Source organism: Bradyrhizobium sp. USDA 10063 (genome assembly GCF_054063735.1).
This window is the reverse complement of sequence record NZ_JBSSGP010000002.1, coordinates 6,555,425-6,570,550: the sequence shown is the minus strand read 5'-3', so window position 1 is coordinate 6,570,550 and position 15,126 is coordinate 6,555,425. Positions and strand designations below refer to the sequence as shown.

The 15,126-nt window shown below is 63.9% G+C and carries 16 protein-coding genes; 5 read left to right on the top strand and 11 right to left on the bottom strand.

Annotated elements, in window-relative coordinates:
- Positions 1-4: 4 nt before the first annotated feature.
- The 3 genes from ACVJGD_RS33000 to ACVJGD_RS32990 form a co-directional block, all read right to left on the bottom strand.
- Positions 5-904, bottom strand: coding sequence for a DUF6537 domain-containing protein (locus tag ACVJGD_RS33000; RefSeq protein WP_456638122.1), 900 nt, complete (start codon positions 902-904; stop codon positions 5-7).
- Positions 901-1,563 (bottom strand): Crp/Fnr family transcriptional regulator, encoded by a 663-nt coding sequence (locus tag ACVJGD_RS32995; RefSeq protein WP_456638121.1) that lies wholly within the window; start codon positions 1,561-1,563, stop codon positions 901-903. Before ACVJGD_RS32995 ends, ACVJGD_RS33000 begins: the two co-directional genes overlap by 4 nt.
- Before the next feature lie 136 nt (positions 1,564-1,699).
- Entirely contained in the window at positions 1,700-1,909 is a 210-nt protein-coding gene (locus ACVJGD_RS32990) for a hypothetical protein (RefSeq protein WP_456638120.1), read from the bottom strand.
- Between the two features lie 11 nt (positions 1,910-1,920).
- Here ACVJGD_RS32990 and ACVJGD_RS32985 point away from each other — a divergent pair, with 11 nt between their 5' ends.
- The 3 genes from ACVJGD_RS32985 to ACVJGD_RS32975 all read left to right on the top strand — a co-directional run bounded on the left by ACVJGD_RS32985 (position 1,921) and on the right by ACVJGD_RS32975 (position 4,667).
- Entirely contained in the window at positions 1,921-2,706 is a 786-nt protein-coding gene (locus tag ACVJGD_RS32985; RefSeq protein ID WP_456638119.1) for an enoyl-CoA hydratase/isomerase family protein, read from the top strand.
- Between the two features lie 34 nt (positions 2,707-2,740).
- On the top strand, positions 2,741-4,141 hold the full coding sequence (locus ACVJGD_RS32980; protein ID WP_456638118.1) for an ankyrin repeat domain-containing protein: 1,401 nt from the start codon (positions 2,741-2,743) through the stop codon (positions 4,139-4,141).
- Positions 4,142-4,262: 121 nt separating this feature from the next.
- Positions 4,263-4,667, top strand: coding sequence for a hypothetical protein (locus tag ACVJGD_RS32975; RefSeq protein WP_456638117.1), 405 nt, complete (start codon positions 4,263-4,265; stop codon positions 4,665-4,667).
- 24 nt (positions 4,668-4,691) lie between these two features.
- Here the strand turns inward: ACVJGD_RS32975 and ACVJGD_RS32970 are convergent, their stop codons facing one another.
- The 4 genes from ACVJGD_RS32970 to ACVJGD_RS32955 all read right to left on the bottom strand — a co-directional run bounded on the left by ACVJGD_RS32970 (position 4,692) and on the right by ACVJGD_RS32955 (position 9,155).
- Positions 4,692-5,405, bottom strand: coding sequence for a nitroreductase (locus tag ACVJGD_RS32970; RefSeq protein ID WP_456638116.1), 714 nt, complete (start codon positions 5,403-5,405; stop codon positions 4,692-4,694).
- A 2-nt stretch (positions 5,406-5,407) separates the two neighbouring features.
- Positions 5,408-6,652 carry an acyl-CoA dehydrogenase gene (locus ACVJGD_RS32965; RefSeq protein WP_456638115.1) on the bottom strand — a complete coding sequence of 415 codons (1,245 nt, stop codon included), beginning with the start codon at positions 6,650-6,652 and terminating at the stop codon, positions 5,408-5,410.
- Between the two features lie 103 nt (positions 6,653-6,755).
- Entirely contained in the window at positions 6,756-8,006 is a 1,251-nt protein-coding gene (locus ACVJGD_RS32960) for an acyl-CoA dehydrogenase (RefSeq protein WP_456638114.1), read from the bottom strand.
- Between the two features lie 21 nt (positions 8,007-8,027).
- Positions 8,028-9,155: an acyl-CoA dehydrogenase family protein gene (locus ACVJGD_RS32955; RefSeq protein WP_456638113.1), complete on the bottom strand. Its 1,128-nt coding sequence runs from the start codon at positions 9,153-9,155 to the stop codon at positions 8,028-8,030.
- Between ACVJGD_RS32955 and ACVJGD_RS32950 the strand changes: the two genes are divergently transcribed.
- Complete coding sequence (locus tag ACVJGD_RS32950) at positions 9,154-9,294, top strand: hypothetical protein (protein ID WP_456638112.1); 141 nt, start codon at positions 9,154-9,156, stop codon at positions 9,292-9,294. The two genes, ACVJGD_RS32955 and ACVJGD_RS32950, sit on opposite strands and share 2 nt — an antisense overlap.
- A gap of 21 nt (positions 9,295-9,315) precedes the next feature.
- Here the strand turns inward: ACVJGD_RS32950 and ACVJGD_RS32945 are convergent, their stop codons facing one another.
- The 4 genes from ACVJGD_RS32945 to ACVJGD_RS32930 form a co-directional block, all read right to left on the bottom strand.
- Entirely contained in the window at positions 9,316-11,190 is a 1,875-nt protein-coding gene (locus ACVJGD_RS32945; protein WP_456638111.1) for an AMP-binding protein, read from the bottom strand.
- Positions 11,191-11,232: 42 nt separating this feature from the next.
- Positions 11,233-12,039, bottom strand: coding sequence for an enoyl-CoA hydratase/isomerase family protein (locus tag ACVJGD_RS32940; protein WP_456638110.1), 807 nt, complete (start codon positions 12,037-12,039; stop codon positions 11,233-11,235).
- A gap of 150 nt (positions 12,040-12,189) precedes the next feature.
- Positions 12,190-12,948 (bottom strand): SDR family NAD(P)-dependent oxidoreductase, encoded by a 759-nt coding sequence (locus tag ACVJGD_RS32935; RefSeq protein WP_456638109.1) that lies wholly within the window; start codon positions 12,946-12,948, stop codon positions 12,190-12,192.
- An 89-nt stretch (positions 12,949-13,037) separates the two neighbouring features.
- Positions 13,038-13,697, bottom strand: coding sequence for a TetR family transcriptional regulator (locus ACVJGD_RS32930; protein ID WP_456638108.1), 660 nt, complete (start codon positions 13,695-13,697; stop codon positions 13,038-13,040).
- A gap of 155 nt (positions 13,698-13,852) precedes the next feature.
- Here ACVJGD_RS32930 and ACVJGD_RS32925 point away from each other — a divergent pair, with 155 nt between their 5' ends.
- On the top strand, positions 13,853-15,025 hold the full coding sequence (locus ACVJGD_RS32925) for an acetyl-CoA C-acetyltransferase (RefSeq protein ID WP_456638107.1): 1,173 nt from the start codon (positions 13,853-13,855) through the stop codon (positions 15,023-15,025).
- Positions 15,026-15,126: the final 101 nt, after the last annotated feature.

Genomic DNA, 15,126 nt, shown 5'->3' with positions numbered 1-15,126 from the left:
ACGATCAGCCGGCCGCCGCGGTCGTGGCGGCCGGCAGGCGGGCGCGGATTTCCGCGATCTTGCGCTTCAGCGCCGCCTGCCGCGGATCGGGCATGGCCGCCGCCCGGGCCTCCGCGATGGCCCCGGCGAGGTCCGGCAAGGCAAGCACGCCATCGAAGGTCGGCTTGGCGAGGTCGTCGATGATCGTGTGCCAGTCGGCGAGCCCCTGGCGGTAGCTCGCGCCATAGCCTTCGATCATCGTCGCCGTCCGGATGACCGAAAGGGCAGCGGCGGGCTGCTTGGCGAGACTACGGTTGATCATGTGCAGCCAGCGCTCGACCCAGACCCGCTCCTTGGCGTAGCGAACCGAGAACAGCCGCCAGCGCTTGAGGCCCGCCTCAAGCTTCAGGCGGCGGATGCTGAAGCGGTTCCTGGTGGAGAAGCGGACCTTGACCGTCCTTCGCGCCCAGCCCAGCCACTCCAACAGATCGAGCACAGGCTCGGCGACCGCGGCCGGCAGAGCGCCGACCAACTCGTCGAACCGGAATCTCCTGATGTCCACCGACCGGGCCTGCGCACCCTTGTCGTCGAGCTCGAGCAGTTTCAATCGCGCGATCCGGATCGGGTCCTCATAGGCCATGCGCTGTGCCATCAGCCGCGCGATCTCGGCGAGCATCGCCTCGTCGACGTCGCGCCTGCCGACGAAGCGCCGCAAGCGGTCGACATAGAGCTGGGCGTAACTGGCGCTCTGATAATCGATCAGGAGGTGGATGGCATCGCTCGCCGCGGCCGCGACGCTCTCCGGCAATCCCTCGGGGAGCACTGGCGGCGAGCCGTCCTCGTCGCCGAGGAAATCGGCGAACAGATAACGCAACGAGGACAGGATGCCGTCGTCGTCCGCCACGGTTGCACTCTCGCTCGTCATGCCGGCTTCGGCTCTACCGCCGTCACCTGCTGGGCCAGCCGCTGCTCCAGCGTATCGATATTCTGGAACAGCCGCGCGCTGGCAAGCCTGAGGAAATAGAAGCCGAAGGCCGGGTTCTGCACATAGAGCTGCTCGACCTGGTCGTAGCTCACCGAAAGGATGACGCCGCCCTCGACGCATTCCAGCGTCTGCGTGCGCACATTCGACGGCGACAGCATGCCGAGCTCGCCGACGATGGCGCCGACCGGCAGCTCGATGCCGGACTCGACCAGGCGGAAGCGGCCGCTGACGATGTAGAACATGCTGTCGGCCTTTTCGTCCTTATAGAACAGGACTTCGCCGGCGCTGCATTTGCGCTCGGTCATGAACGGTTTCAGCCAGTCCATCGAGAGATCGCTGTTGACGGATTTCCTCACGTCGCGGACGAGCTGCAGCATCTGGTGCAAGCGATAGGAATTAACCAGCAGCATGACCACCTGCACCAGAATGACCAGATAATTATGGATCGGGATTGCCGTGATGATCAGGACAATGTTCGCGAGGATGCCGAAAACGCGCAAGGGGATCATTGTCCGCATCGTCGTGGTGGCGATCACGAAGATCGATGCGAACAAGGCGCCGGCAGTCCCCGCGTGCTGAGCAAGATGTGAGGTATCCATAGGAAACCAACCAATTTCTAAGCAGTGAATGTCGCCGCGATTTCTTAATCCGGGGCTGCCCCGCACGGCAGCCTCTCCCTGATATACGGGAAATGTCGCTCTTTTGTTCGCGAATCTCACCACTTTGTCAGGCAAATCAGGCGCCGGCCAGAGCGCCTGGCATGCCCGAACAGGTGAGACCGAGGCGGAATGCAGCCATTTGCCAGCCGTCGTTGACGGGCTTGGCCGGGAAAGGCACCTTCCGGCAACCGGCGTGGATTACCACGTCCGGGAAGCAGCCAACAGGCCCGAACTTGCCGAGACGATCGATGCCGAGGCCGAATGGCGCGAGCTGGAGAACCAACAATGGAGCAAACCATGCCTGACGCGGCAGAGACCGCAACCCCGCCGCTGCTCGAGATTTCGGGCGCTCGCGCCACCATCCGCCTCAACCGTCCGAAGCACATGAACCGGTTGCAGGCGGAGGATCTCGTCGAGCTGGTGAAATTGTTCGACCACGTCGAGGCCGATCCCGCCGTCCGCGTGCTGGTCCTGACCGGCACCGGTCGCGCCTTTTCCGCCGGCTACGATCTCAATTCGGTGGCGGCGCGCGCCACTGCCACCGGCGAAGAGCCGAGCACCGGTTCCGCGTTCGAAGGCGTGGCCAACCGGCTCGAAGATCTCGGCGTGCCCACGATCTGCCGGCTCAACGGCGGCGTCTATGGCGGCTCGACCGATCTGGCGCTGGCCTGCGATTTCCGCATCGGCGTCGACACCGCGGAGATGTTCATGCCGGCGGCAAAGCTGGGTCTGCATTATTACCCGAACGGGATCAGGCGTTATGTGTCCCGGCTCGGCGTCAACAATGCCAAGATGCTATTCCTGACCGGGCAGCGGATCAGCGCGCCGGAGATGCTGCGGATCGGCTATCTCACCGCGATGGTGCCGGAGGAAGCGCTGGACGAGGAGGTGGATCGGCTCGCCACCATCCTCGCAGCCAACGCGCCCGTCGCGATGGCCGGCATGAAGCGCGCCATCAATGAATTCGCTCACGGCGAGTTCGACGAGGAAGCTGCCGATATCCGTCATCGCGAGAGCCTGCGCGGAGCAGAGATCAAGGAAGGCATCAAGGCGCGCGCGGAGAAACGGCCGGCGAAGTTCTGACGGCCGGCTGGCCAATCTCAAGAGGTATGTGGAAGTGCAGCCGGATTTGAAGAACGAGCACGCCGATCGCGTCCTGCACTGGGTTGGACTGATTTACTCCGGCGACGTCAGTGGCACCTTGGATCGTGCAAATCCGCGCGTCGCGCTCCGGATTCTCGCCGAAAGCCCCGACCTCCTCGCCGGCGATCCCTATCTTTCATGCGCGATTGGCGATCAAAATGCGCTGCGACTGGCGACGCAGGCCGATCCCTCCTGGCTCAATCGTCCTGGCGGCCCGCTGCGATTGCCGCCGCTGTTCGCGGTCGTCCATTCCGCGCTGCTCGGAGTGCCCGAGTTTCGCGAGCGGCTGCACGAAAGCGCGAAATTTCTGATCGCCGCGGGCGCGGACATCAATCAGCGGATCTACAGCCGCTGGCCGCCGGGTTCACTCAGCAGTCCGGACGAGCGCTATCCCCTGTCAACGCTCTATGGCGCCGCCGGAACCAACCGCGATGCCGCGCTGACGAAGCTGCTGCTCGAAGCCGGCGCCGACCCGAACGACGGAGAGTCGCTCTACCACTCGCTGGAGAATCCCGATTGCACCCGCCTGCTGCTGGAGCACGGCGCTCGCATCGCAGAGACGAACGCGATCTACAGATCACTCGACCTCGACGATGCGGCGCCGCTCAAGCTGTTGCTGCAGCATGGGGGCGATCCGAACGAGCCGGCGCGAAATAAGCCGCTGAGCGATTGGGGATCGCCGCTACTGTGGGCGATCAGGCGCAGGCGCTCGATCCGGCACGTCGAAGCCCTGCTGGAGGCCGGCGCCGACCCGTCGAAGGTGACCCCGGCCGGCGTCGATGCTTACAGACTGGCGCTGCAGTTTGGGCTTGTGGAAATCGCCGAGCTGCTGCGCGGCCGCATCGGCGCAGAGCCGATCTCGGACGAAGAACGTTTCGTGGCGGCGTGCGCACGCGGCGACGAGCGCGAAGCCCGCGCGATCGGCGCAAGACGGCCCGACCTGCCTGCGTCGCTGCCCGAGGCGCAACTGCGCCTGCTGCCAGACATCACGGCGGAAGGCGGAAGCGAAGGCGCAAGACTGATGGTCCGGCTCGGCTGGCCAATCTCCGTGCGCGGCGGGGACTGGGATGCATCCGCGCTCAATCTCGCTGTCTTCCGCGGCGACGCCGCATTGACGCGCTTCCTGCTCGAACACGGCGCGAAATGGACGGAAGAACACGGCTTTGGCGATAATGTCTGCGGCACGCTGTCATGGGCGTCCCGCAACCAGCCGGTCGAGGGCGGCGACTGGGTCGGCTGCGCCCGGGCACTGCTCGAACATGGCCTGCCGCGCGCGATGTCAATTCCCGGCGAATTCGAACATGTCTTGATCGCGGGGGTCAAGAAGGCGTTCTCCGAGGAGGTGATCGCCGAGCTGCTGGGTCACGACATCTGACGTCCGGCGTGCAACTCTTTCACCGGATTCGCCCGGGGAAGGAGATTAACCAAGTGTTAGCGATAACCATGTCGATGATCCGGTTGGGGCAATTGCGAATACCGAGGGAGAAGGTTCCTCCATGCTCAGAAACGGTACCTATGCGGCGTGGTTCAAGACCCCGCTGGGCCAAGGCACCGGCATTGCCCATGTCGAAGACGGCAAGATCTGGGGTCATGACAGCATCACGACCTACAGCGGCTCCTGCGAAATCGACGGCGATCGTTTCACCGCCATCTTGTCAGTCAAAAGGCACACCGAGGGACATGCAACCGTCTTCGGCGCCGATGACCTTACGCTTCGGCTTGAAGGAATTTGCGCCGACAAGTTGGGGCGTTACACGGCGACCGCGGAGCAGGTGCCGGGCGTGCTCCTTGAAGGAACGCTGATTCTCAGCGAACCACAGCCGCCCGCGCCGGAGCCAACCGGGCCGGCACCAAGGTTCGACCCTGACAAACTTCCGAAAGCGCCCACGCGCGCCCGCTGATCAGGGCCGCGTCGAGATGCGAGCCTACTCGTCCAAAAACGTTACGGCATCCGCGACGGTCGCCCTTGATGTGCGATAGCTGTTCACCTTGTGGCCGTGGTCGGCGTAGCCGAAGGAGATGCCGCAGACCACGCGGCGGTCGTCGGCCAGGTTGAAGTGGTGGCGGATCAGGCCGGAATGGCGGGCGAGTGCCGCCTGCGGGATGGTGCCGAGTCCGAGCGCCTGGGCGGCCAACAGGAAATTGCTGACGTAAGCGCCGCAGTCGATCGCACCATAGATACCGAGCGGCTCGTTGGTGTGAATGATCGCGACATGCGGCGCGCCGAAGAAATTGTAGTTCTCCAGCGCCTGCTTTGCGTACGCCGCCTTGTCGCCGCGGGCGATGCCAAGCGTGTTGTAGAGCTGAAAGCCGCTCTCCCGGCGGCGCTGCAAATAGACCCCGACATATTCGCGTGGCGGCGTGAAGTCATGGTCGTCCTTGGCGCCGGAAGCCGCCTCGGCATAGATCAATTTACGAAACCGTTCCTTGGCCTCGCCGCTCGCGATCAAGACCTGCCAAGGCTGGCTGTTGCACCAGGACGCGGTGCGCTGCGCCACGTTGAGCACATGCTCGATGACCTCCCGCGGCACTTCACGCGGCAGGAAGGCGCGCACCGAGTAGCGCTCATGCAGCAGCTCTTCGAGCACGCCGATGCGATCTTCCGTGGTGTAACGCGGGCTCGGCGTTTTCGCATCCATGGTCAGCGTCCTTTGGTTGGGATCTTGTTGAACGGCACGTCCTTGTCGACCCTGATGTCACCGGGCAGGCCAAGCACGCGTTCGGCGATGATATTGCGCAGGATCTCATCGGTGCCGCCGGCGATCCGCATCGACGGCGAGGTCAGTAGCATCTGCTGGAACTGGCCGTTCGCTACTTCCTCCGAAGCGCCAGTGAGCGCGCCGGCGGAGCCTTCCAGATCCATCGCATAGGCTGCGATGTCCTGCAGCATCGTGCCGGCGACGAGCTTGCCGATCGAGTTCTCCGGACCGGGACGCTCGCCTTTGGAGAGCGATGAGATCGCGCGGTAGCTGGTGTATTTCAGCCCGCCCGCCTTCACGGCCCAACTAGCGAGCTTCGAGCGCACGGCGGGATCGTCGATCGCAAGCCCGTCCTCCGTCATCAGGTTCGCGCAGAACTCGAACATCTCCGGGAAGCCGGTCGCAAGCCGCGCGCCGATCGACATGCGCTCGTTCATCAAGGTGGTCAGCGAGACGTTCCAGCCGTCGCCGACGGCGCCGAGCCGCTGGCTGTCCGGGATCACCACATCGGTGAAATAGACCTCGTTGAACTCCTGCATGCCGTTGGCCTGCTTGATCGGGCGGACTTCGACGCCTTTGCTCTTCATGTCCAGGAAGAACATGGTGAGCCCCTTGTGCTTTGGCACGCTCGGATCGGTGCGCGTGATCAAAAGCCCGTAATCGGAATAATGCGCGCCCGAGGTCCAGATCTTCTGGCCGTTGATGACCCAGTTGTCGCCCTGCTTTTCCGCGCGCGTGCGAAGCCCTGCGACGTCGGAGCCGCCGGCCGGCTCAGAAAAGAGCTGGCACCAGATCTCCTCACCCGACGCGAGCTTCGGGAGGTAGCGGCGCTTATGCTCCTCGCTGCCATAGGCCATTACGGTCGGGCCGCACATGCCCTCGCCGATCTGGAACGGCTGGGTCAATTTGCCGTAGATGCCCTCTTCCTGCTGCCAGATCACGCGCTCGATCGGAGTGGCGCCGCGGCCGCCATATTCCTTCGGCCAATGCAGGCAGGCCCAGCCGGCCTCCGCCTTCTTCTTCTGCCAGGCCTTGCCGACATCGACGATCTCGGCCTTCTCCAGCCGGATGCGGCCGAGCGAGGATTTCGACAGCTCCGCCTCATACTCCTTGGGCGCGTTGGCCTCGACCCATTTGCGCGCCTCGGCGCGGAAGGCGGCTTCCTGCGGGGTGTCGTCGAAATTCATGGCGGACCTCTGTTCTTACGTAGGGTGGGCAAAGCGAAGCGTGCCCACCATCAAGACTTCGCTCGCAATGGTGGGCACGCTTCGCTTTGCCCACCCTACGGGTTCAAGTCGCGCGGCCCTTGGTCGGTATCTGGTTGAACGGCACGTCCTTGTCGACCCTGATGTCGCCGGGCAATCCCAGCACGCGTTCGGCAATGATGTTGCGCATGATCTCGTCGGTACCGCCTTCGACCCGGGTGCCGGGCGCACGCAGCAGCATCGCCTGGAACTTGCCGGCGAGTTCCGCATCCTCCGGCCCGCTCACGACGCCGGCGGCGCCCTGCAGGTCGAGCGCGTACATTGCGACCTCCTGGATCATCGAGCCTGCCACCAGCTTGCCGATCGAGTTCTCTGGTCCCGGCCGCTCACCCTTCGACAAGGCCGAGATCGCGCGCATGCTGGTGTATTTCAGCCCACTCGCCTTGACTGCATAGTTCGCAAGCCGCGAGCGAACGCTGCGGTCTTCGATCGCCGGGCCGTCCTCCAGCATCAGGTTGTTGCAGAACTCGAACAGCTCCGGAAAACCGGTCGCGACACCGGCGCCGATCGACATGCGCTCATTCATCAGCGTGGTGAGCGAAACGTTCCAGCCATCATTGACCTCACCGAGCCGCTGATGATCCGGAATCCTGACGTCGGTGAAATAGACCTCGTTGAAGTCGGACTGTCCGCTCGCCTGCTTGATCGGTCTGACCTCGACGCCCGGGCTCTTCATGTCCAGGAAGAACATCGTGAGGCCCTTGTGCTTAGGCACGGTCGGATCGGTGCGAGTCAGCAGGATGCCGTAGTCGGAATAATGCGCGCCCGACGTCCAGATCTTCTGACCGTTGATGATCCACTCGTCGCCCTTTTTCTCCGCGCGGGTACGAAGTCCAGCGACATCAGAGCCTCCTGCGGGCTCGGAGAAGAGCTGGCACCAGATCTTTTCGCCCGAGGCCAGCGGCGGCAGATAGTGGCGCTTATGCTCCTCGCGCGCGAACGCCATCATGGTCGGGCCGCACATGCCGTGGCCGATAATGAACATCGCGGAGAGCTTGCCGAAAGCGCCCTCCTCCTGCTGCCAGATCACGCGCTCGATCGGCGAGGCGCCGCGGCCGCCATATTCCTTCGGCCAGTGCAGGCAGGCCCAGCCGGCATCCGCCTTCTTTTTCTGCCAGGCCTTTGCGACCTCGAGGATGTTGGCATTCTTGAGCTGGGTGCGGCCGAGCGAGGATTTGCGCAGCTCTTCCTCATATTGCTTCGGCGCGTTCGCCGCGATCCAGGCTTTCGCCTCGGCGCGGAACGCAGCTTCCTGCGGGGTGTCGTCGAAGTTCATGGACGTGGTCCCTCGAGCTGCTTAAGCCGCGTGCTTCTTGCGCATGCGATCGATCAGCGCGTCTTCCCAATAGGAGAGGCTGCCGAGGCCAAGCGCGGTGGCGTTGGCGCGGCGGTAGTACATGTGGCAGTCGAACTCCCAGGTGAATCCCATGCCGCCATGGACCTGTATGTTGTTCTTGGCGCAATGCTGGAACGCCTGCGTCGCGCTGATCCGCGCAGCCGCCGCTGCTTCCGGCAATTCCGCCGCATTGGTCGAGAGCGCCCAGGCACCGTAATAGCAATTGGAGCGCGCCAGCGTCGCCGAGACATACATGTCGGCAAGGATGTGCTTGACCGCCTGGAACGAACCGATGGGACGGCCGAAAGCGATGCGGTCGAGCGCGTAATCGCGGCCCATCTCCAGCGCGCGGTCAGCGCCGCCGACCTGCTCGAACGCCAAGAGCACCGCGGCGCGGTCGAGCACTTGGCTAATGATACCCCAGCCTTCGCCGGCGGCTCCGAGCGGCTCGGCCTTGGCGTTGCTGAAGGTGATCTCCGCCTGGCCGCGGGTCGGATCGATGTTGGTCAGTTCCTTCACCTCGACACCGCCGGCTTTCAAGTCGACCAGGAACAGCGAAATATCTGCATCGCGTCCCGTCGAACCGGTGCGTGCGGCAACTACGGCAAAATCGGCGATGGCGCCATCCGGCACCGGCTTCTTGGTGCCGTTGAGCGCTCCGCTGGATGCAGTGAGCTTGATCGCCTTCGGCGACGGATTGCCCTTGCCCTCGAACAGCGCCAGCGTGCCGATCGCCTCACCGCTCGCGATCTTCGGCAGCCATTTCTGCTTCTGCGCATCACTGCCGGCGAGCATCAAGGCTTCCGCCGCAAGATAAACGGTCGAGGAAAACGGCACCGGCGCCAACGCCCGGCCCATCTCTTCGGCAATCACGCAGAGCTCGAGATGGCCCGCGCCCGCGCCGCCGAACTGTTCGGGGATCGCGACGCCCAGGAAACCCATCTCGGCGAGGCCTTTCCACAAGTTCTTGTCATAGACTGCCTTGCCGTCCAGTACAGTGCGCACCGCCTTCGGCGGGCATTGCTCGCTAAGGAATTTCCGCGCCTCGTCGCGCATCTGCTTCTGTTCGTCGGAGAAATCGAAATTCATGGCGGCCTACCTTTTTCCTGCAGTCATGTGTTTGCCGTCATTCCGGGGCGCGCGAAGCGCGAACCCGGAATCCATTGCGCCGAATGCGCAAGCGGAGAAATGGATTCCGGGTTCGGCGCTGCGCGCCGCCCCGGAATGACGAGTGGAGAGAGCTTCGTGTTCATTGCAGCACGATCACGTCTTCGTCGGGCTTTTCGGCATAGAGCCTCTCGACCAGCGCGGCGCGGCGCTCGAGGCCGGCGCGCTGGTTGATGTAGCCCTTGTCGGTAAGCTCGTTGCCGTCGATCGAGGGCGGCTCGACCATCAGCATTGCGCGCGAAATGCGCCGGCTGCTGGCGCCGGCGATGGAAACGTTGTGCTCCTCCAGTCCACGCCTGAAACAGGCGATCACCTCCGGATGCTTCACCGCGTCTTCGAAGGTTGCGTTGGAATCGCCCATGATCTGCCGGCAGGCGTGAAGATTGGGCCAGGCGAGCAGGCTGATGAAGGGGCGATCCTGCCCGGCTACCAGCGCGTCATGCACGACAGGCGTTGCCGCCGCGATCGCATCGGTTCGCAAGGAGCCGACGTGCACGAAGGTGCCGGTCGTAAGCTTGAAATCCTCCACCACGCGGCCGGCGAAGATGATGCCCTGCACGGGATCCTCAGGGTCGACAAACACGCCGGCATCGCCGATGCAGTAGAACCCCTCTTCGTCGAACACCGACCTGGTGAGCTCGGGCTGGCCGAAATAGCCGGGCGTGACGTTGACGCCGCGCAGGCGCAATTCATACTTGGCGCCGCACGGCACCATCTTCAGTTCGACACCGGGGAACGGCAGGCCAATCAGGCCGACGCGCTCGGTGTCCCAATAAGTGCCGGTCGAAGTCGGCCCGGTCTCGGTCGAGCCCCAGCCGGTATAGAACACGATGCGCTCGCCAGTGGTGCGGACCGCCAGTGCCTGCATGCGGTCGTAGAGATCGTCAGGCAGCCGCGCGCCGCCATAGGCCATGACGGAAAGATTTTTGAAGAAGCTGCGGCACAGCCCATCATCTTGTTCCATCGCGGCCGCCAGCGCGGCATAGCCGGCGGGGACGTTGGCGTAGTAGGTCGGCGAGATCTCGCGCAGGTTACGGATGGTCTCGTCGAACTGGCCCGGCATCGGCCGGCCGTCGTCGATATAGAGCGTGCCGCCGTCGATCAGCACCGGGTTGAATAGCGCGTTGCCGCCCATGGTGTGATTCCAGGGCATCCAGTCGAGATAGGTCGCCAGCGGCCCGTTCGGATCGCGCGGCCGCACCTGCATCATCATTGCGGCATTGGCGCACATCATCTCCTGAGTGTTGATGACGGCCTTGGGCATGCCGGTCGAGCCCGAGGTAAACAGCAGCTTGCCGACTGTTTGCGGAGTGATCTGCTCGATCGAGGCTTCGACATCGTCAGTGACAGGCGCTGCCGCAAGCTCGGCGAAGCTGACGCTCTTGATGCCGTCGCACGGGCGCGCGACATGGACGACGGTGACGCCGGCGAGATCGAGTGCGCGCAGCGCTTTCTCGAAGGTTGGGCCATCCTGCACCATCACCACGGCCGGCCGGATCAGCTCGAACAGATATTTGAGCTTGAGATGATCCTGGCTCATCAGCGAATAGGCAGGCGACACCGGCGCCGCCGGCAGGCGCGCCTGCATCGCCGCTTGCGTCATCAGCGCGTGCTCGATCGAATTGCCCGAGAGGATCGTGACCGGACGGCCGGGCTCGAGCTTCAGATTGAGCAAGCCTTGCGTGAGCGCATCCACCGTGCGCTTGGCCTCGGCGTAGGACAGGTTGCGCCATTGCCGATCGGGGCCGGTGCGCTGCGCGAGCCAGGTCCGCCCCGGCGCCTCTCTCGCCCATTTCGCGAGCGATGCTGGAATATGCGCCTCGTACGGGGTGAGCGGAATCCGCGACTTCAGGACGATCGCGCCGTCGTCCCGCCGATCGACCGCGATGTCGCGCGGCAGCCATTCGATCTTGCGAAAGCCCGGCTTTTCCAGTACCGCGGCTGCACTCCCATCCATTTTGCGTCTCCCGGAATTTTTGTCCTTTGCGGATCTTTGTTGCTATCGCCTGATATACACAGGCTTTCGTTTTTCGAGAAAGGCCCTGATACCTTCGGCAAAATCTTCCGAACGGCTGCACAGTACCTGGTTGCGGTCCTCCATCGCGATGACAGCTTCCAACGATCCTGCATCGACGCTCATGTTGAGGCACTCCTTCGAGAGCCGCAGGCCCACAGGTGACGCCGTCAGCATCGCATCGACATAAGGCTCAGCCGCCGCATCAAGCTCGCCCTCTTCGACCACCTCCGAGACGAGACCGACCGCGAGCGCGCGCTCGGCGGCGATGAAGCGGCCGGTGAGGATCAGTTCGGACGCAACGGAGACGCCGACCAGGCGCGGCAGGAAGTAGCTGGTGCCGATATCGCAGCCACCGAGGCCGAGCTTGATGAAGGCGCAGTTCATCCGCGCCGATCTGGTGGCGATGCGGATATCGGACGCGAGCGCCAGCGCGAAGCCGCCGCCGGCGGCCGCGCCCTGGATCAGCGCGATGATTGGCTGCGGGCAGCGGCGCATCAGCATCACGATGTCGGCGATGCGCCGCTGCAAGTCGAGCGACTCGGTGACATCAGGCGGCTCCTGCTGGCCGGCGCGGCGCTGCATCGCGTGTTTGAGGTCGAGGCCGGCACAGAAGTTCTGTCCGGCGCCTTCGAGGACTACGACACGCGTGTCGCGGTTACGCTGAAGGCCCTGGAAGTAGGCATTGAGCGCATCGATCAGCGAAGGATCGAGCGCGTTCAGGCTCTCGGGCCGATTGAGCGTCACCCAATCGGCGCCGTCCTGATGTTCGATCAGAAGCGGTTGGGTCACCCAGCACTCTCCTCACCGTGGTCCCGGGCTTGACCCGGGACCCATAACCACAGGCTTCCGTTATTGCGCGTGATCTCGACCGCCCGACTTCAACGGCGAGATCACGCGGTATGGGTCCCTGCTTTCGCAGGGACGACAGCAGAGATTGCCCTACCGCGGGGCCATGCGGATGGCGCCGTCGAGGCGGATGGTTTCGCCATTGAGCATCGCGTTCTCGACGATATGCACGGCGAGGGCACCGTATTCATCAGGCTCGCCGAGACGGGCCGGATGCGGCACCTGGGCGCCCAGGCTCTTGCGCGCCTCCTCGTTCAAACCCATCAGCAAGGGCGTGAAGAAGATGCCGGGCGCGATCGTGTTGACGCGGATCTTCAGGCTGGCGAGGTCGCGCGCCGCCGGCAAGGTCAGGCCGACGATGCCGCCCTTCGAAGCGGAATAGGCGATCTGGCCAATCTGGCCTTCATAGGCCGCGACCGAGGCGGTGTTGACGACGACGCCGCGCTCCTCGCCGATCGGCTGCGCGGTCGCAAGCCGTTCCGCGAACAGGCGCAGCACGTTGAAGGTGCCGATCAGGTTGACATTGATGATGCGGGTGAACTTTTCCAGCGGGTAGACGCCGTCCCTGCCGACGATGCGCTGCGAACCGCCGATGCCGGCGCAGTTCATCAGCACGCGCGCAATGCCATGCGCGGCCTCCGCCTTGGCGATCGCGGCCTTCACCTGGTCCTCGCTGGTGACGTCGGCATGAAGCGCGACGCCCTTCACCTCCGCCGCAACCTTCTCGGCGTTCTCCTTGTTCTGGTCGAGCACACCGATCTTGGCGCCTTTGGCGGCCATGGCGCGCGCGGTGGCGGCCCCTAAGCCGGAGCCACCGCCGGTGATGAGAACGGCAACGTCTTTCAACTGCATGGCAGAACTCTCCTTGGGTGTTAGTTTCTTAGATCGCGAATAGCGAATGGCGAGTAGCGAATAGTGCGCGTTCATCCATTCGCCATTCGCTACTCACTATTCGCCTCTTCCTTCGCCAGCATGCCGCCGAAGATCAGCGCTTCCATATGCTTGATGTATTCGCGGCAGACCTCGTCCGTGACCGGGCCAACGCCGGTCGCGCGGGACATCGCCTGACGGCCGAAGAACAGGTGATCGCAGGCGCCAATCAGGCTGGTGTAGAACAGGACGGGGTCGACCTCGCGGAATTCGCCGGCTCGCACGCCCTCATCGAGCAGGCGGCGATGGAAGTCGAGCAGCGGCGCGACGAAGAATTTTGACACTTCGTCAGCCGCCTCCGCGCTGCTCTCGTGCAGGAGATAATGGATCAGCCGGTTCATATAGGGGAACTGGTGATAGGCGCGGATGATGCCGCCGATGTGCAGCCGCAGCTTCGCGGTCGGCGTGATCGGCTGTGCCAGCAGATATTCGAGCTGCGACATCTCGGTTACGGCGTCGCGCGCCAGCAGCGCCAGCAACAGCCCGTCCTTGTTGCCGAAATGATACTTCACCAGCGCGGCATTGACGCCGGACTTCTGGGCGATATCGGACAACGACACGTCGATCGACGCGCGCTCGATCATCAACTCGCTCGCGGCAACCAGCAGCTTCTCCGCCGTCGGGTTCCTGCCCGCCGGGAGTCGCGTCGGTACGGTGGTATTTAACTGCATTGCCCTCTGCCTGCCGGAAAAGTCCGCCGGGCAGATAACCCGATGCCGCGCTTCACCTCAAGAGTTAATTGATTGATTGACTAAATCCATTGCGGCCCTTTTAATCCGGCCATCTTTTGAAACGCCCATCCAGAACGCTTAAGGGAGAACAAGACATGGCCGAGGCCTATATCGTCGCCGCCGCCCGCACCGCCGGTGGCCGCAAGGGGGGACGTCTTGCCGGCTGGCATCCGGCCGACCTGGCCGCGACCGTGCTGGACGCGCTGGTCGAGCGCTCCGGCGCCGATCCGGCTCAGGTCGAGGACGTGATCATGGGCTGCGTGATGCAGGCCGGCGAGCAATCCAACAACATCGCGCGCAACGCGGTGATGGCCTCGAAGCTGCCGGAAAGCGTGCCCGGCACCTCGATCGACCGGCAGTGCGGCTCCTCGCAGCAGGCGCTGCACTTCGCGGCGCAGGCCGTGATGTCCGGCTCGATGGACATCGTGATCGCCGCCGGCGTGGAGTCGATGACGCGGGTGCCTATGGGCCTTGCCTCGTCGCTGCCGCAGAAGAACGGCTTCGGCTACTACAAGAGCCCGAACATCGAGAAGCGCTATCCGAACATCATGTTCAGCCAGTTCACCGGCGCGGAGATGATGGCGGAGAAATACGGCCTCTCCAAAGACGATCTGGATGAGTTTTCCTATAACAGCCACCAGCGCGCGATTGCCGCGACTCAGGCCGGCCATTTCAAGGACGAGATCGTGCCGGTGCAGATCACCCGCGCCGACGGCACCACCGATACCCATCACATCGACGAAGGCATCCGCTTCGACGCCAGCCGCGAGGGCATCAAGGGCGTCAAGCTGATCGCCGAGAACGGCAAGCTGACGGCTGCGAGCTCGAGCCAGATCTGCGACGGCGCTTCCGGCGTGCTCGTCGTCAATGAGAAGGGACTGAAGCAGCTTGGCGTCAAGCCGCTGGCGCGCATCCACCACATGAGCATGCTGGGCCATGATCCCGTGATCATGCTGGAGGCGCCGCTGCCCGCCACCGAACGCGCGCTGAAGAAGGCTGGCATGAAGATCGACGACATCGACCTGTTCGAGGTCAACGAAGCCTTCGCCTCGGTGCCGACAGCGTGGCTGAAGACCACCGGCGCCGATCCCGCCAGGCTCAACGTCAATGGCGGCGCGATCGCGCTCGGCCATCCGCTCGGCGGCTCCGGCACCAAGCTGATGACCACGCTCATCAACGCGCTCAAGAAGCGCAACAAACGCTACGGCCTGCAGACCATGTGCGAAGGCGGCGGCATGGCGAATGTGACGATCGTGGAGCGGCTGTAAGCAAAAAAAAGCGAATAGCGAGTGGCGAGTAGCGAATAGTGAGTAGGCGAAGGGGCCATCTGCCCTTCCCCCTATTCGCCATTCGCTAGTCGCCATTCGCG

What these genes read in the sequence shown, in the direction of transcription:
- ACVJGD_RS32945 (WP_456638111.1), bottom strand. Translation starts at nt 11,190, where the DNA reads ATGGATGGGAGTGCAGCCGCGGTACTGGAAAAGCCGGGCTTTCGCAAG.
- ACVJGD_RS32935 (WP_456638109.1), bottom strand. Translation starts at nt 12,948, where the DNA reads ATGCAGTTGAAAGACGTTGCCGTTCTCATCACCGGCGGTGGCTCCGGC.
- ACVJGD_RS33000 (WP_456638122.1), bottom strand. Translation starts at nt 904, where the DNA reads ATGACGAGCGAGAGTGCAACCGTGGCGGACGACGACGGCATCCTGTCC.
- ACVJGD_RS32925 (WP_456638107.1), top strand. Translation starts at nt 13,853, where the DNA reads ATGGCCGAGGCCTATATCGTCGCCGCCGCCCGCACCGCCGGTGGCCGC.
- ACVJGD_RS32995 (WP_456638121.1), bottom strand. Translation starts at nt 1,563, where the DNA reads ATGGATACCTCACATCTTGCTCAGCACGCGGGGACTGCCGGCGCCTTG.
- ACVJGD_RS32975 (WP_456638117.1), top strand. Translation starts at nt 4,263, where the DNA reads ATGCTCAGAAACGGTACCTATGCGGCGTGGTTCAAGACCCCGCTGGGC.
- ACVJGD_RS32930 (WP_456638108.1), bottom strand. Translation starts at nt 13,697, where the DNA reads ATGCAGTTAAATACCACCGTACCGACGCGACTCCCGGCGGGCAGGAAC.
- ACVJGD_RS32955 (WP_456638113.1), bottom strand. Translation starts at nt 9,155, where the DNA reads ATGAATTTCGATTTCTCCGACGAACAGAAGCAGATGCGCGACGAGGCG.
- ACVJGD_RS32960 (WP_456638114.1), bottom strand. Translation starts at nt 8,006, where the DNA reads ATGAACTTCGACGACACCCCGCAGGAAGCTGCGTTCCGCGCCGAGGCG.
- ACVJGD_RS32970 (WP_456638116.1), bottom strand. Translation starts at nt 5,405, where the DNA reads ATGGATGCGAAAACGCCGAGCCCGCGTTACACCACGGAAGATCGCATC.
- ACVJGD_RS32985 (WP_456638119.1), top strand. Translation starts at nt 1,921, where the DNA reads ATGCCTGACGCGGCAGAGACCGCAACCCCGCCGCTGCTCGAGATTTCG.
- ACVJGD_RS32965 (WP_456638115.1), bottom strand. Translation starts at nt 6,652, where the DNA reads ATGAATTTCGACGACACCCCGCAGGAAGCCGCCTTCCGCGCCGAGGCG.
- ACVJGD_RS32950 (WP_456638112.1), top strand. Translation starts at nt 9,154, where the DNA reads ATGGCGGCCTACCTTTTTCCTGCAGTCATGTGTTTGCCGTCATTCCGG.